Source organism: Dietzia papillomatosis NBRC 105045, from assembly GCF_001570845.1.
Lineage (GTDB): Bacteria > Actinomycetota > Actinomycetes > Mycobacteriales > Mycobacteriaceae > Dietzia > Dietzia cinnamea.
This window is the reverse complement of sequence record NZ_BCSL01000058.1, coordinates 1-13,483: the sequence shown is the minus strand read 5'-3', so window position 1 is coordinate 13,483 and position 13,483 is coordinate 1. Positions and strand designations below refer to the sequence as shown.

The 13,483-nt window shown below is 68.0% G+C and carries 18 protein-coding genes and 3 pseudogenes; 11 read left to right on the top strand and 10 right to left on the bottom strand.

From position 1 onward, the window contains the following. Positions 1 to 32 precede the first annotated feature (32 nt). Both DPA01S_RS14680 and cynS read left to right on the top strand, forming a co-directional pair. Entirely contained in the window at positions 33 to 890 is an 858-nt protein-coding gene (locus DPA01S_RS14680) for a formate/nitrite transporter family protein (RefSeq protein ID WP_063935663.1), read from the top strand. 47 nt (positions 891 to 937) lie between these two features. Next, positions 938 to 1,387 (top strand): cyanase, encoded by a 450-nt coding sequence (cynS, locus tag DPA01S_RS14675; RefSeq protein WP_061917477.1) that lies wholly within the window; start codon positions 938 to 940, stop codon positions 1,385 to 1,387. Between the two features lie 82 nt (positions 1,388 to 1,469). Here the strand turns inward: cynS and DPA01S_RS16540 are convergent, their stop codons facing one another. Continuing rightward, the gene (locus DPA01S_RS16540) at positions 1,470 to 1,610 is read right to left on the bottom strand and encodes a hypothetical protein (protein WP_232303182.1); all 141 of its coding nucleotides are present in this window, start codon (positions 1,608 to 1,610) and stop codon (positions 1,470 to 1,472) included. 16 nt (positions 1,611 to 1,626) lie between these two features. Next, positions 1,627 to 2,385: a sulfite exporter TauE/SafE family protein gene (locus DPA01S_RS14670; protein WP_061917474.1), complete on the bottom strand. Its 759-nt coding sequence runs from the start codon at positions 2,383 to 2,385 to the stop codon at positions 1,627 to 1,629. Positions 2,386 to 2,653: 268 nt separating this feature from the next. Here DPA01S_RS14670 and DPA01S_RS14665 point away from each other — a divergent pair, with 268 nt between their 5' ends. The 3 genes from DPA01S_RS14665 (at position 2,654) to ku (ending at position 4,920) form a co-directional block, all read left to right on the top strand. After that, on the top strand, positions 2,654 to 3,031 hold the full coding sequence (locus DPA01S_RS14665; RefSeq protein WP_061917472.1) for a hypothetical protein: 378 nt from the start codon (positions 2,654 to 2,656) through the stop codon (positions 3,029 to 3,031). A gap of 34 nt (positions 3,032 to 3,065) precedes the next feature. Continuing rightward, positions 3,066 to 3,716 (top strand): RES family NAD+ phosphorylase, encoded by a 651-nt coding sequence (locus DPA01S_RS14660; RefSeq protein ID WP_232303181.1) that lies wholly within the window; start codon positions 3,066 to 3,068, stop codon positions 3,714 to 3,716. 106 nt (positions 3,717 to 3,822) lie between these two features. Beyond that, positions 3,823 to 4,920 carry a non-homologous end joining protein Ku gene (gene ku, locus DPA01S_RS14655; RefSeq protein ID WP_061917469.1) on the top strand — a complete coding sequence of 366 codons (1,098 nt, stop codon included), beginning with the start codon at positions 3,823 to 3,825 and terminating at the stop codon, positions 4,918 to 4,920. A 644-nt stretch (positions 4,921 to 5,564) separates the two neighbouring features. On the opposite strand, the gene DPA01S_RS14650 is transcribed toward ku, so the two are convergent. From DPA01S_RS14650 to DPA01S_RS16535, 3 genes and pseudogenes are all read right to left on the bottom strand, one after another. Next, a complete protein-coding gene (locus tag DPA01S_RS14650) occupies positions 5,565 to 5,990 on the bottom strand; it encodes a hypothetical protein (protein ID WP_061917466.1) in 426 nt (141 codons plus the stop codon). A 136-nt stretch (positions 5,991 to 6,126) separates the two neighbouring features. Beyond that, positions 6,127 to 6,462: a hypothetical protein gene (locus DPA01S_RS14645; protein ID WP_061917463.1), complete on the bottom strand. Its 336-nt coding sequence runs from the start codon at positions 6,460 to 6,462 to the stop codon at positions 6,127 to 6,129. A 74-nt stretch (positions 6,463 to 6,536) separates the two neighbouring features. Next, a pseudogene (locus tag DPA01S_RS16535) lies at positions 6,537 to 6,885 on the bottom strand (GNAT family N-acetyltransferase). 32 nt (positions 6,886 to 6,917) lie between these two features. Between DPA01S_RS16535 and DPA01S_RS16530 the strand changes: the two are divergent. Next, a pseudogene (locus DPA01S_RS16530) lies at positions 6,918 to 7,121 on the top strand (integrase core domain-containing protein); the annotation flags it as partial. A 162-nt stretch (positions 7,122 to 7,283) separates the two neighbouring features. Here DPA01S_RS16530 and DPA01S_RS16525 read toward each other — a convergent pair. Beyond that, positions 7,284 to 7,637, bottom strand: coding sequence for a hypothetical protein (locus DPA01S_RS16525; RefSeq protein WP_096906846.1), 354 nt, complete (start codon positions 7,635 to 7,637; stop codon positions 7,284 to 7,286). 139 nt (positions 7,638 to 7,776) lie between these two features. On the opposite strand from DPA01S_RS16525, the gene DPA01S_RS14635 reads away from it, so the two are divergent. The 4 genes from DPA01S_RS14635 to DPA01S_RS14620 all read left to right on the top strand — a co-directional run bounded on the left by DPA01S_RS14635 (position 7,777) and on the right by DPA01S_RS14620 (position 11,085). Next, positions 7,777 to 8,943, top strand: coding sequence for a glutathione-independent formaldehyde dehydrogenase (locus DPA01S_RS14635; RefSeq protein ID WP_061917460.1), 1,167 nt, complete (start codon positions 7,777 to 7,779; stop codon positions 8,941 to 8,943). Position 8,944: 1 nt separating this feature from the next. Then, on the top strand, positions 8,945 to 9,514 hold the full coding sequence (locus DPA01S_RS14630; RefSeq protein ID WP_061917458.1) for a type 1 glutamine amidotransferase domain-containing protein: 570 nt from the start codon (positions 8,945 to 8,947) through the stop codon (positions 9,512 to 9,514). Further along, positions 9,511 to 9,813 carry a putative quinol monooxygenase gene (locus tag DPA01S_RS14625; RefSeq protein ID WP_061917455.1) on the top strand — a complete coding sequence of 101 codons (303 nt, stop codon included), beginning with the start codon at positions 9,511 to 9,513 and terminating at the stop codon, positions 9,811 to 9,813. The genes DPA01S_RS14630 and DPA01S_RS14625 overlap by 4 nt, the downstream gene beginning before the upstream one ends. A 141-nt stretch (positions 9,814 to 9,954) precedes the next feature. Beyond that, the gene (locus DPA01S_RS14620; protein ID WP_198150821.1) at positions 9,955 to 11,085 is read left to right on the top strand and encodes an NAD(P)/FAD-dependent oxidoreductase; all 1,131 of its coding nucleotides are present in this window, start codon (positions 9,955 to 9,957) and stop codon (positions 11,083 to 11,085) included. A gap of 135 nt (positions 11,086 to 11,220) precedes the next feature. Here DPA01S_RS14620 and DPA01S_RS17625 read toward each other — a convergent pair whose 3' ends face one another. From DPA01S_RS17625 to DPA01S_RS14615, 3 genes and pseudogenes are all read right to left on the bottom strand, one after another. Continuing rightward, complete coding sequence (locus tag DPA01S_RS17625; RefSeq protein ID WP_369691787.1) at positions 11,221 to 11,370, bottom strand: hypothetical protein; 150 nt, start codon at positions 11,368 to 11,370, stop codon at positions 11,221 to 11,223. 13 nt (positions 11,371 to 11,383) lie between these two features. Beyond that, a pseudogene (locus DPA01S_RS17620) lies at positions 11,384 to 11,530 on the bottom strand (hypothetical protein); the annotation flags it as partial. Positions 11,531 to 11,667: 137 nt separating this feature from the next. Further along, a complete protein-coding gene (locus tag DPA01S_RS14615) occupies positions 11,668 to 12,150 on the bottom strand; it encodes a MaoC/PaaZ C-terminal domain-containing protein (protein WP_063935662.1) in 483 nt (160 codons plus the stop codon). 131 nt (positions 12,151 to 12,281) lie between these two features. Here DPA01S_RS14615 and DPA01S_RS14610 point away from each other — a divergent pair, with 131 nt between their 5' ends. Continuing rightward, a complete protein-coding gene (locus DPA01S_RS14610) occupies positions 12,282 to 13,094 on the top strand; it encodes a helix-turn-helix domain-containing protein (protein ID WP_061917450.1) in 813 nt (270 codons plus the stop codon). 146 nt (positions 13,095 to 13,240) lie between these two features. Here the strand turns inward: DPA01S_RS14610 and DPA01S_RS17085 are convergent. Beyond that, positions 13,241 to 13,483 (bottom strand): hypothetical protein (locus DPA01S_RS17085; RefSeq protein WP_198150819.1); only part of this gene is annotated, 243 nt, incomplete at its 5' end.

Below are 13,483 nucleotides of genomic sequence, written 5' to 3'. Positions count from 1 at the left end.
AGCGCGGCTACCGCAGAGCTGGAGGAGACGACGTGTCCTACGTTCAACCAGAGGACTTCACCCGGGCGATGATCGACGCCGGGGCCAAGAAGGTTCACATGTCCACCCGAGACACGCTGATCCGCGGCTTCATGGCCGGGGCGATCCTGGCGTTGGCGGCGGCGTTCGCCGTGACGGTCACCGTGCAGACGGGCAGCGCCCTGCTCGGGGCGGTGCTGTTCCCCGTCGGGTTCATTCTGCTGTACCTACTCGGCTTCGACCTGCTGACCGGCGTGTTCACGCTGGTGCCGCTGGCCCTGCTCGACAAGCGCAGAGGGGTCACGCTCGGCGGGATGCTCCGCAACTGGGGTTTGGTCTTCGTCGGCAACTTCGCCGGTGCGCTGACGGTGGCGTTCCTCATCGCGTTCATCACCACCTACGGGTTCAACGTTGCGCCCGACGAGGTGGGCCAGCGCCTCGGGGAGATCGGCGAGGCGCGGACCCTGGGCTACAAGGAGTACGGCGCGGCCGGGATGGCGTCCCTGTTCTTCCGTGGCGTGTTGTGCAACTGGATGGTCTCCACCGGGGTGGTGGCGGCGATGATGTCGACCAGTGTGAGCGGCAAGGCGCTGACCATGTGGATGCCGGTGATGCTGTTCTTCTACATGGGCTTCGAGCACTCGGTGGTCAACATGTTCCTGTTCCCGACCGGACTCATGTTGGGCGGCGACTTCTCCTTGGGCGACTACCTGGTGTGGAACGAGATCCCCACGGTCGCCGGGAACCTGGTCGGCGGCCTGCTCTTCGTGGGCCTGACCCTTTACGTCACCCACGCCCGCACCAAGGCGCGGCGGCCGTTGCAGGCCGAGTCCGCCCGGGCCGACGTGGAACCCGCCGGCGCCCCGGCCTGACCCGGCCGACCCTCACCGCGACCGCACCCCACCAGGAGGAATCCCCCGTGAACCCGATCATGTCCAAGCGCGACGCCGCCGCCCTCGTCGACTCCGCCCGTATCCGCCAGGGCCGCACGTGGTCGGAGTTGGCCGAGCACCTGGGCGCCCCGCTGGTGTGGACCACCGCCGCGTTGCTGGGCCAACATCCGATGACGGCCCAGCAGGCGCGGTCGGTCTGCGAACTGCTCGGCCTGGGTGAGGACGTCGCCGAGAGCCTGGCCCGGCAGCCCAGCCGCGGTACGCCGCCGGAGCAGATGGCGGACCCGACGATCTACCGATTCGCTGAGGCGCTCTCGGTGTACGGCCCGGCGCTCAAAGCACTCATCCACGAGGAGTTCGGGGACGGCATCATGAGCGCGATCAACTTCCAGGTCGACTTTCGGCGCCGGCCGGACCCCGATGGGGACCGGGTGGTGATCACCCTCGACGGAAAATTCCTCGACTATCGGTGGTGACGACCAACAACAAAGACGACGAACGCCCGGCGGCCGCAGCCGCCGGGCGTTCGCCCGAGGAGACTCAGCGCAGCCCGCAGCGCTAGCTCCACTTCTCCACGAAGGCCAACGTCGCCGCGTTGGCGGTCTGGGGGTCGGAGGCGGTGAGGAAGTGCTGTCCGCCTTCGACGATCTGGAGTTCGGCGGAGGACTCGTCGTCGACATAGCTTCTGCGCTCGCTCACCCACCCGGGGGACGGGTCAGCTGATCACGCCCGCCAGTCCCCGCCCGAGCAGGCTGAGCGCGCCGACGGTCACCACGACGATCGCCACCTTGCGCCCGACGGCCGCGGGCACCCGCCGCGCGACCAGGCCGCCGATGACGATGCCGATCGGCACCATCGCCACGACCAGCGCGACCACCGTCAGCGGCAGTTCGGACACCGGCGCCGCTCCGAGCCCGACCTTGACGAGGACCGAGACGAGGCCCATGGTCCCGAAGATCGGCTGCAGGGTCGCGGCGAACGACCGCTGCTGCCAGTTGGTGGCCTGCGCGTAGACCAGCATGGCGGGCGCGGCGACGCCGACGGCGGTGTTGAGGAATCCTCCGGCGGTGCCGGCTGCGGCGGCGGGGAGGCGACCGCTCATGGGCGGGATCCGCACCAGCGCGGTCGTGAGCAGCGTGCCGATCAGTGCGACGCCGATGATGACCTCGAGCCAGTGGCGGTCCGCAGCGCCGACCAAGAGCGCGCCGGGGACGGATCCCACGACGATGAGGGGAGCGAGGCGTCGGTAGCGCTGCCAGTCGATGTCGTGGCGCAGCGTGATGCCGATGAGCACGGCGGAGACGACGGTCGTGATGTTGGTCAGCAGCACGCCGGTGACGGGCCCGAGCAGCAGCGCGAGCGTCGGCGAGACCACGAGCCCGACCCCCATCCCGCTGACCCGCTGCAGCACGGTCCCGAGGATGACGGCCGACGCCGCCACGAGCAGGAGCAGGGGCGCGACGTCGGCGGGCATGGGGACAGCTTTCCAGGTGCCTTCCGCGGGGCCGTCGGCCGATCGGTGGGCTGGCGCCACCTGGCTCGTGGGAGGGGGCCGCCAAGATTATGTGACGACGACGAGGTGAGCGACCTCACGCCGGACTCCTGGGCGCGGGCGTTGCGCGCAGGCTGCGAATTACCCTCAGCCCAGTTTGTGCGGACGCTCTCAGCGCACTGACACGGGCCGGACGTTTATGGGACATTGGTGAGACGGGAGTGCGACATCTTAGTGGGGAGCTAAAGAAATGGCCACGGACACCAATGCAGGCGCTCGGTCGAGCGCGGCGCACCGCAGCGCTGTAACAGGGTCGACCCAGGACATCGCCCGCTTCCTGATTGACCACCTCGGCTCGGCGCTGACCGCGCACATCGCGGGCGTCGATCGGCGCACCGTCAACCGATGGGCCGAGGGGACTGCAGCTCGTGCTTCGGGAGAGGCGAATCTGCGGGTCGCCTTTCAGGTGTTCCAGCTGATCCAAACTGTGGATTCACCTCAAACAGTGCGCGCGTGGTTCATGGGTATGAACCCGCAGCTGGACGACGTCTCGCCGGCCGAGGCGCTCGCACAAGGTCAGCACCGCGAGGTTATGGCCGCCGCCCGGGCGTTCGTGGCCGGCGGTTGAGGTGATGGCGGCTTCACATCTTCGCGGACCCACTGTGATTCATCCGCCGGCGACCTTGTACCGAGTCGCCCGGCGCGGACGTGAACTCGACCATTCTCGAATTAACGCCGCGGACGCGGCGCTTACTCGTTCGGGAAACCGCTTCGATGTGGCCGGCGGGGGCGTGCTGTACTTCGGGACCGACGAGGCCGGTTGCTTCGCCGAGACGTTAGCGCGCTTTCGGCCGACGGCTGCGATGCGTGCAATCGCGGCTGACGAAGACCCTGGTTTCGTGATGTGCGGCGGTGTCCCACAGGACTGGCGCACGCGGCGATTAATGATCGAAGCGGAGACGATAGATCCGCTACCTTTCGTGGACGTCGAGGATCCCGCCACCCACGAGTTCCTCACCTCGGCGATGGCCCCGCAACTCGACGCGCTGGGGGTGAGCGTGCTCGATGTGGCCACTGTTCGCGGTCCCAACCGCGCTGTGACACGAGCAATCTCCACGTGGATCTACGCAGCCACTGACTCCAACGGCGCGCCAGAATATTCGGGAATTCGCTACGTTTCGCGCCTCGGCAACCACGAGTGTTGGGCTGTCTTTGACGGCACGGAGCTGCAGGTCCGCAGTCGCATGGGCCTTGAGCTGAGCAACGCCGCTCTCCAAGCGGTCGCTGGAGACTTCGGGCTCCGGGTTTTCTAGCGCGGGGGAAAGGTGCCGTCTGCTAATCGCCTCGCGGCACCGCGCCACCCCGCCACCGCCCTCCCGTCCGGCTGCCGCCGCCCCGCATCTGTCGCATACTCCCTATATGCGATCCATCTGGAAGGGCGAGGTCTCGTTCGGTCTGGTCAACGTGCCGGTCAAGGTGTACGCGGCGACGGAGGACCACGACCTGCACGCGCGGCAGGTGGACAAGAAGGACGGCGTCCGCATCCGCTACAAGAAGGTGCGGGACGACAACGGCGAGGAGGTCGAGTTCTCCGACATCGCCAAGGCGTACGAGTCCGAAGAGGGCGAGATGGTCATCCTCACCAAGGAGGACTTGGCCAGCCTGCCGGTGGAGCAGAACCACGAGATCGAGGTGACGGAGTTCGTCCCGGCGGACCAGGTGGATCCGGTGGCGTTCGACAACGCATACTTCCTGGAGCCGGCGTCGCGCTCCAACCGGGCGTACGTGCTGATGCGGGAGGCCCTGCAGCAGACGGACCGCCTCGCCATCTGCACATTCACGCTGCGCAATCGCACTCGCCTCTGCGCCCTGCGGGTGTACAAGGACGTGCTGATGCTGCAGACGCTGCTGTGGCCGGATGAGATCCGCCCGGCGATCCTGGAGGGCCTGGACAAGGAGGCGAAGGTCCGGCCGCAGGAGGTCAAGATGGCGGCGTCGCTCATCGAGACCATGGCGGCGGATTTCGAGCCGGAGAAGTACGAGGACGACTACCAGAATCAGCTCAAGGAGTTGATCGAGGCCAAGGCGGCCGGCGGTGAGGCGTTCACGGTGGAGGAGAAGGACACCTCGGGCGACGATGACGGCGACGACGAGGTGGCCGATCTCCTCGCGGCTCTGCGGGCGAGTGTGAAGGACCGGGGCGGTAAGGCGGACGACGCCGACGACCAGGACGACGACGACGAGGACTCCGGCTCCGCCAAGAAGACCGCCAGCAAGAAGAGCGGAAGCGGCTCGGCGAAGAAGACCCCGGCCAAGAAGACGGCGGCGAAGAAGACTCCCGCAAAGAAGGCCGCGGCGAGGAAGTCGACTGCCAAGAAGTCGACGTCCTCCAAGTCGGACTCCGGCAGCTCCGGCTCGGGCACGGCGAAGAAGTCGACAGCCTCAAAGTCCACCGCGAAAAAGGCCCCGGCGAAGAAGTCGACGGCCCGCAAGACGCCGGCCAAGAAGTCGGCCTGACCGCGCCCACCGTGTAGCAGTCCCATCGCGCGGTCACACCCGCCCACGTTTTCCCAGGACGCGTCGCCGGAACGGCTGCGTCTTCGCCCACTCGGTGAGCCTCGGACCGGTGCAACTCTCCGCTCGTGAGGGGCAAGCTGGTCGCCATGGCCACCCCTCCAACCCCGCCGACCGTCGGCTCGGTCGATCCCGCCCGCTATCGAGACGCGGTCGCCCGCGGGGCGGTGAGTCAGGAGATCCCGGCCAACCACTCGCCGCACTTCGCCGGAGGAGGAGCCGACGCTACTCACGGCCACGCGCCCAGGTGGTGGCGGTGCTGGCCTACCTGGGCGCGGAGCGCCGGGGCGTATAGAGAACGACGACAACGACGACGAGCGCACCGGCTCCGCCAGTGAGGCCGCCAGCACGGTGAGCGCGAGCAGCTCGGCCGGAAGAACATCGGCCGGAAGTGCCGCAGCGACGAAGGCGCCCGCCAAAATGGCCGTGGCAAAGCAGGGCGAAGAAGTTGCACCTGCGGGGACCGCCGAGTGGTCACGCCCGCTCAAGTTCTCGCAGGTAGAAAGGTTTGAAGAGCTGCCTTTGTGACCACTCGGTGAGCTGCGCGGGTCATGCGGTACCGGGAACGGGCCGCTCGCGCCCGCCCCTCAGGCGTGCGCGGCGACGACCTCAGCCATCGAGTCCCCGGTGTGTGCGGCCCACCGGCTGAAGACCGCCGCTGTCATGGCCGCGGCGGCGTAGAGCGCGGACGCCGGCCCGTGCTTGCGGACCACGGTGCGGATGCCGGTGGCGGCGTCGCAGTCGAGCAGCACCGCCTCGCACAGCTCGGCCATGCCCTCCGGAGCGTCAGCCACACGTGCCCGGTCCCGGACCGCGCCGGCGGCCGAGATGTCGGCGCGGGCGTGGGCGTCCAGGACAGCGCGGACCCGGGCGACCGCGGCGGCGTGGCGCTGCTTGGCGCGCTCCATCCCGGCGTCGAGGTCAGCGACGGACGCGGTCCACACATCGACGCCCTCGCGGGCGAGGAGAGGGGCGAGGAGCTCGAACTGTGCGCGCTGTTCCGGGGATGCCATGCACCCATTGTTTCCGGTCGCGCTGCCGGGGCGTGCCCGGCCGCCCCCGCCTGCCCGATCGGCCGCCGCTGCGCGCGGTGGCCCCGGCTGGCCGGCCCCGGCCGCCCGGCGAAACCCGCCGGCGCCGACCACCCGGCTAACCCGCCTCGCGCCGCCTCACGTTGGCGAGGACCCGGGCCACGCCGGCCAGGAAGTCCCGGCTGCGCCGCGCGGCCTGCTGCTCGAGGAGCAGCAGATCCAGTGCCCGGATCACCGCGGGCTGATCGGCGCCGGCGCCCAACCGATCCAGAGCCACCGCCGCCGCGACCGCCTGCCCCTCATGGAATGCCAGGTCCGGCAGCACCGCCTCGACGGCCCGGGACAGCTCGCCTGCGGGCCGATCGTCGAACGCCGTGCTCACGAAGACGCGGTACTGCTCGAATCGGTCCCGGGCGGCGTCGAGCTCCTGGCGTAGGTTCGCGGTCGGAGACATGGTCGCCAAGCCTACGACGACGACGAGGTCACCCCGCCTTCACGGTCCCGCGGTCGCCGCGACTGCGCGCGCGGTTACACCCCGAACGCCGCGGGATAGCGGATGACGCCGCCCGGGACAGCAGGGGAGTCGTCGAGGGGCAGGGCCATCAACGCCTCGTCGGGGACGTCGAACGACGCGCGGATGCCGAAGCCGGAGGGCGGGCTCGTCCCCGACGTGGCAGCGGGTGAGCAGCGCGTGGCCCACCGGACGTCCGTCGGTGGTTGCGGCGATCATCGACAGCCCGTCGATCCACGCGGCAGGGTCAGCGCGGAGGGCGTCGACGATGTCGGCCTCGGCGGCGGTGGGAAAGGCGCGCAGAATGATGTCGCGGATCGCGGGGATGTCCGCGTCGGTCTCGGCGCGGGTGGTCCAGGTGGTCATGCGCTCTTTCGATCCGGGGTCAGCCCGAGTCGACAGACACGAACGGCAAGGTCGAGCGCTACAACCGCACCATGCTCGAAGAATGGGCCTACGCCGCCGCGTACGTCAGCGAATCCGACCGCGCGGCTCGCCTACCGGCGTTCCTGCACCACTACAATTTCCACCGCGGCCACACCGCGCTACGAGGCGCCTCACCCGCAGACCGCGTACACAACCTGCGTGGGCAGTACAGCTAGCCCGGGGCTAACCACCCCGGATAGGCCCAGCGTGCGCATCGCACGGTCCACCGCGCCCGGACTCGCTGTGGCCAGCCCGGCCCGGCGTACCTCGGCGAGCATCTTGCGATGCCCGTACAGCCCGGCTGGCTGCATCCTCCGGCGTCCCTGCGCATCAGGCTTTTACACCAGCTGCCGGACGACGTCCTCCACTTCGGCGTCGCTGACGACCCGGGCCGCTACCGCCCGCCGGGGGAGGTCCACATCCGATGGGTGCGAGCGGCGATCTGCAGACCTGCTTTGCGCAGACCACGGCAAATCGACTCGGGCCCCGTGCCCCTCGGCTCTCATCTGCTCGATGAACTCGCAGATCACCGGTTGCGGGGGGTCGAGCTCCCCCGCAAAGAAGATCGAGGCCCGGCGCATGATCTCCAGGTCCTCGGTCAGTCGCCGGTTCTCGGCCTTGAGTCGCTTAATCTCGGCGGCCTCGTCGGTGCTGACGCCGGGGCGTGCGCCGGCGTCGATGTCGGCCTGCACCGCCCACCTCCGCACGGTCTCTTTGCCCAATCCCAGACGGCGGCCCACTTCACACCCTCCATTCGGTTGACGCGGCATCATCCCCGTGTGAGTGTGGGGAAGTCAGAGGTTTGCCAAGCACAACCATTGGAGGCTCGCCATGAAGGCTGTCGTCTATCAGGGGCCCAGAGATGTCGCGGTCACGGATGTTCCGGACGCGAAGATCGAACGTCCCACCGATGTGCTGGTCAAGGTGACATCGACCAATATTTGCGGCTCGGACCTGCACATGTATGAGGGCCGGACCTCCTTCGAGCAGGGCCGCACGTTCGGCCACGAGAACATGGGGGAGGTGGTGGAGGTCGGTCAGGGCGTGGAGAAGGTCAAGGTGGGCGACCGGGTCGTGTTGCCCTTCAACATTTCGTGCGGGTTCTGCAAGAACTGCGAGCGCGGTCTCACGAATTACTGCCTGACCACGCAGCCTGACCCGTCGGCCGCCGGTGCGGCATACGGATTTGCGGACATGGGCTCGTACGGCGGAGGCCAAGCGGAGCTGCTCCGGGTCCCCTTCGGCGACCACAACGCGCTGCGCCTGGGTGAGGATGCGCAGGAGAAGGAGAACGACTACGTCATGCTCTCCGACATCTTCCCCACCGGTTACCACGCCACCGAGATGGCCGGCGTGATCCCGGGCGACAGCGTCGTGATCGCCGGGGCCGGACCGGTGGGGCTGATGGCTGCCCTGTCCGCGACGATCAAGGGGGCCGCGAAGGTGATGGTGGTCGATCGCCACCCCGACCGGCTCGCGCTGGCCGAGCAGATCGGTGCGATTGCCATCGATGACTCCAAGACCGACCCGGTGCAGGCGGTACTGGACGAGACGATGGGGCTCGGAGCCGACCGTGGTTGCGAGTGCGTGGGCTATCAGGCCCACGATCCTCAGGGCAACGAAGACACGGCGGCCACCTTGAACATGCTCATCAACTCGGTGCGCTTCACCGGCGGGATCGGCACCGTCGGCGTGTTCGTCCCCCAGGATCCAGGTGCCAAGGACGACTTGGCCAAGCAGGGCAAGGCGGCCATCGACTTCGGCACCCACTGGTTCAAGGGGCAGACCATGGGCAACGGTCAAGCCCCGGTCAAGCGGTACAACCGCCGGCTCCGAGACCTGATCGCGGCCGGCAAGGCGAAGCCGTCCTGGATCGTCTCCCACGAGATCTCGCTGGAAGAGGCCGCCGACGCCTACAGGAACTTCGACGCCAGGTCCGAGGGCTGGACCAAGGTTGTCATCAAGCCAGGTATGTCCAGCGGAAAGAAGGCGAACTGACGTGGCAGCAGATCTGCAGGGCAGGAGAGTCGCGATCCTCGCCGCGGACGGGGTCGAACGCGTCGAGCTCGAGCAACCCCGCGAGGCACTGGACCGGGCCGGCGCCCGGACCGAGGTCCTCTCGGTCGGCGAGGGCGAGATTCAGGCCCGCGAGAATGATCTGGATCCGGCGGGCACGTTCGGCGTCGACGGGCTGGTGGCTGAGGCCTCGGTGGCCGATTACGACGCCTTGGTGCTTCCGGGCGGGACGGTGAACCCCGACAAGCTCCGGGTCGACGAGGACGCTGTCGCGTTCGTCCGGGACTTCGTCGAGAGCGGTAAGCCGGTGGCGGCGATCTGTCACGGACCGTGGACGTTGATCGAGGCCGGTGTGGTCACTGGTCGCACGCTGACGTCCTTCCCGAGCATCCGCACGGATCTGCGCAATGCCGGCGCGAACGTCGTCGACCAGGAGGTCGTGGTCGACAATAATCTCATCACCAGCCGCACGCCCGATGATCTGTCGGCGTTCTGCGACGCGCTCGTGTCCCAACTCGCGGGCACCACGACAAAGGAAGAGGAGACATCATGAGTGTGACCAAGGGATTGCTGGTCAGGTTCGACGCGTTGCCCGGCAAGGAGGACGAGGTGAAGGACTTCCTCGACAGCGGCCGTGCGCTTGTCGAGGGAGAGCAGGCCACCACCGCGTGGTTCGCGATCCGCCTCGGGCCGACCTCGTTCGGGATCTTCGACGTCTTTCCGGACGACGCCGGACGTGATGCCCACCTGTCCGGACCCGTGGCGGAAGCGCTCGGCGAGAACACCGGCACGTTGTTCTCCGAACCCACGATCGAGAAGCTCGACGTCCTGGCTTCCAAGCTCCCCGCCTGACACCACAGACCGGGAATACTGACCCGGACATGAGGGGTCGCTGCGCGCGGTGACTTCGGGCTGACACAGCCCGTTGACGTCGTGGCAGCGGCCCCTTCTGTTTCGGCCTATCGCCCATCCCCAACAGATCGAGGAACCGCGATGACAGGAACTGACGACGACGTTGCCCCGACGCGTTCACCCGAGGTAGCAGTGATCGGGGGCGGAATCGTCGGTCTGTCGACGGCGTACGCGCTGCGGGAGCAGGGCGTGCCGGTGCGCTTGTACGAGGCGGGTCTGCCCGGAACGGGTCAGTCCGCGGGCGAGTCGCGGATTTTCCGGCATGCCCACGACGACCCGCGGCTCGTCGCTTTCGCGCGCGAAAGCCGCGGCGTATGGGATGAGTGGGCCGAACACTTCGACGTCGAGCTGGTCTCATCAGACGGTGTCGTAGCGATCGGCGAGAGCGCCCTGGCGCGGCTGCGGGTGCTCGACCAGGTCGGCGGCGTGGAAGCGCACGAGATCGATGCAGCCGAGCTCGCCCAGCGAATGCCGCTGCTCGCTGGGTACTCGGGGCCAGCGGTGCTCGACGAGTCGGGCGGCGCGATCCGCACCCGCACCGCGATCACGGCACTCGCGGGTGCCCTCGCAGATGCCGTCACCACCGCAGAGGTCATCTCCATCGATCCCCGCGCCGACGGGACGGTCGAGGTGCGCAGCGTCACCGACCGGGCTGTCTACTCCAAGGTGGTCGTGTGCGCCGGCCGCGAAACCGCCCGCCTGGCCCGCAGCGTCGGCCTGTCGCTGCCGGTTCGCCTTGCCGCACACGTCCGGCTGACCTTCGACGTGAAAGCCGCCGCCCCGGCACGAGTCGCGTGCCTGCAGGACAGCAGCGGCGTCTTCGGCGAAGTCGGCGTGTACGCGACGCCGCTACCGGGCAACAGCAGTTATTCGGTCGGACTCAGCGACACCGTCGGCGTCCGCGACGACGGAACGTTCATCGACCCCGCGGCGATTCGATCGCTGGACGAACGCGCACGCGAATACGTGACACGGGCGCTGCCCGGTCTCCACCCAGAGCCGCGCGACTTTCTTCACTGCTGGGTGACCGACCTCCCATGGAGCGAGGACGGCGTGGCCGTGTGGGAGGCAGACTCTGCCCTTTTCGTGGCCGGTCACAATCTGTTCAAGCAGGCACCTGCGCTGGGTCGCGCTCTTGCCCGGGCTGCGACCGGCGGCGGTCTCGCCGCCGACCTCACGCCCGCCGCTCGCCTCGGCGAAGCCCTGCGATAGTTCGCCTGACCCCAGAACGGACGCATGGGGTGTCTTCATCGTGAGGATCGGTGCGCGGAGGTGCCGCAGCGGGATCCGTTCGCGGTGCGACCCGGCGCGGGATGCTGAAACCGCGTCGCAGTGCGGGGTGCGGACCTAGCCGTCAGGTTGCCTGTTGCGCTCATCGGGCGACACCGCGTGCACGGTGATGCGGGGGCGGGCGTTGTTGACGGACCCCTTTGGGTTCCACAGCGCGGCTTCGTCCTCTGGCTGCGTGGCGGCCGAGGTGTCCCATGCGCGAACAATGGTCGTTCAACAACTCGGCCGGCTCCCAGGTCACTCCACGGTCCAGCGAGACGTCGACGCGAGAGACCGACCGCTCGCCGCCGGAGAAGGCGTAACCGCGGATCTCCAACGGCCCCGGGGCGACCCTGGCACCGTCGGCCGGGGGACACCACGTCGGAATTCAGGGCCACCAGGCCCAGGGGCATCCCGATCCCGGGCGCAGGTGACTGGTCTTCGCGCAGCAGCCGATAAACCACGTCTTGGAAGTAGCCGGCCCAGGGAGTGCTGCGGACCGCGATCTCCTCGAGCCACTTGACGCTACGTGCGCCAATGTAGCCCGGGACGACCACGCGCACCGGGGCTGCGGAGCGGGAGTACGGAATGGTTGGTCAGCTCGAGAACGGTCTCGCCGCTGGTGTCGGCGAGTTCTGCGGTTATGGTCACTTTCGCATCGCCGCGTTCGGGTCGTGGAGTCATCTCTTGCACTGTCAGGTGTCCGGTCAATGTGGTGCCCGGCCGCACCGGCCGACGGAACTGAATCTCGAAACTGCGTCCCACCCCTCCCGTGAAACGGGACCAGAAGGCGGGCACGGCCAAGCGCTGGTAGATCGCCAGGGTGTGTAGTCCACTGGCGATGACGCCACCGAGCGGGGTTGTCGCGGCCGCGGTCGGGTCGGTGTGGATGAACACCGGATCCCACTGCCGTGCGTAGGTGACGATCTCCTCCTCGGTGATGGTGTAGCTCCCGAGTGGGATCTGTTGGCCGGGTTCGAGATCGTCCGCGTAGTAGATGTCGGTCATGTCGCCCTCCCACGAAGTCGGACTATCGGCGGTTCCGATCGTCCGGACTCCACTCTGAACTCAGCCGGGTCGTGGCGTCGATTACCTGGGAGGTCATGGAGCCGCGTCGTTTACTGGGACAGACTTGTCCCATGACGACGAACACCGGCACCGCTGCCTCCGTTTCTGTCGGCGCACTGCTCCGGCAATGGCGCATGCATCGGCGAGTGAGCCAGCTCGAGTTGTCCAACGAGGCCGCCATCTCCACTCGTCACCTCAGTTTTGTGGAGACCGGGCGGTCCCAACCCAGCCGGGACATGGTGCTTCGGATTGCGGAGCACCTCGATGTCCCCTTGCGGGACCGCAACCAATTGTTGATGGCCGCCGGCTTCGCGCCGCGCTACTCCGAGAATGACCTGGATTCTCCCGGAATGGCATCGGTTCGGACTGCGGTGCGCGAGATTCTCGCAGCCCACGAGCCGTACCCGGCCCTGGCGGTGGACCGGACGTGGAATGTGCTCGAGACCAACGCCGCGGTCGGTGTACTCACCCAGGTCGTCTCCCCGGATCTGCTCGCCGAGCGACCACTGAACGCGCTGCGCATGACGCTGCATCCGGAGGGCATGGCCCCTCACATCGCCAACCTCTCCCAGTGGCGCGCATTCGTGCTCGGCGGACTTCGTCGGAGTGCGCTGGCGTTCGCTGACACCGAGATGCTCTCGCTCCACGATGAGCTGGCCGCCTACCCCCACCACGGTTCCGACGACCGACAGCCGACCGACACCGATGCGAATCCCGTGTATGTTCCGCTGCTCGTTCAGGTCGGCGATGCGCGTCTGTCGTTCCTGGCGATGATGGCAACGTTCGGAACCGCTCTGGATGTCACCTTGTCCGAACTGGTCATCGAGACGTTCCTTCCCGCTGACGCCGCCACCGCCGCCTACCTGGCGCGTCACGGGGTATGAGCTAGAGCTCCCACTTCACGGGCTGGGAGATGACGTCGGCCAGGTAGCGGCGGTAGTACCGGGCGGAGCGGTCGACGAACACCTCCATCGCGGCCTCGGCCGCGTCCGGATCACGGGTATTTCGAGCCGGAGAAGTACGAGGACGACTACCAGATCCAGCTCAAGGAGCTCGTCGAGGCCAAGGCGGCCGGGGGAGAGGCATTCACGGTCGAAGAGCGCGAGGAGGCGAGCGACGAAGCCAGCGACGACGAAGACGACGACGACGAGGACGACGACGACGAGGACTCCGGCTCCGCGAGGAAGTCGTCGGTCAGGAAGAGCAGCTCGAGCTCGGCGAAGAAGGCCCCGGCCAAGAAGACGGCGGCAAAGAGCTCCGACCACGAAGTCGG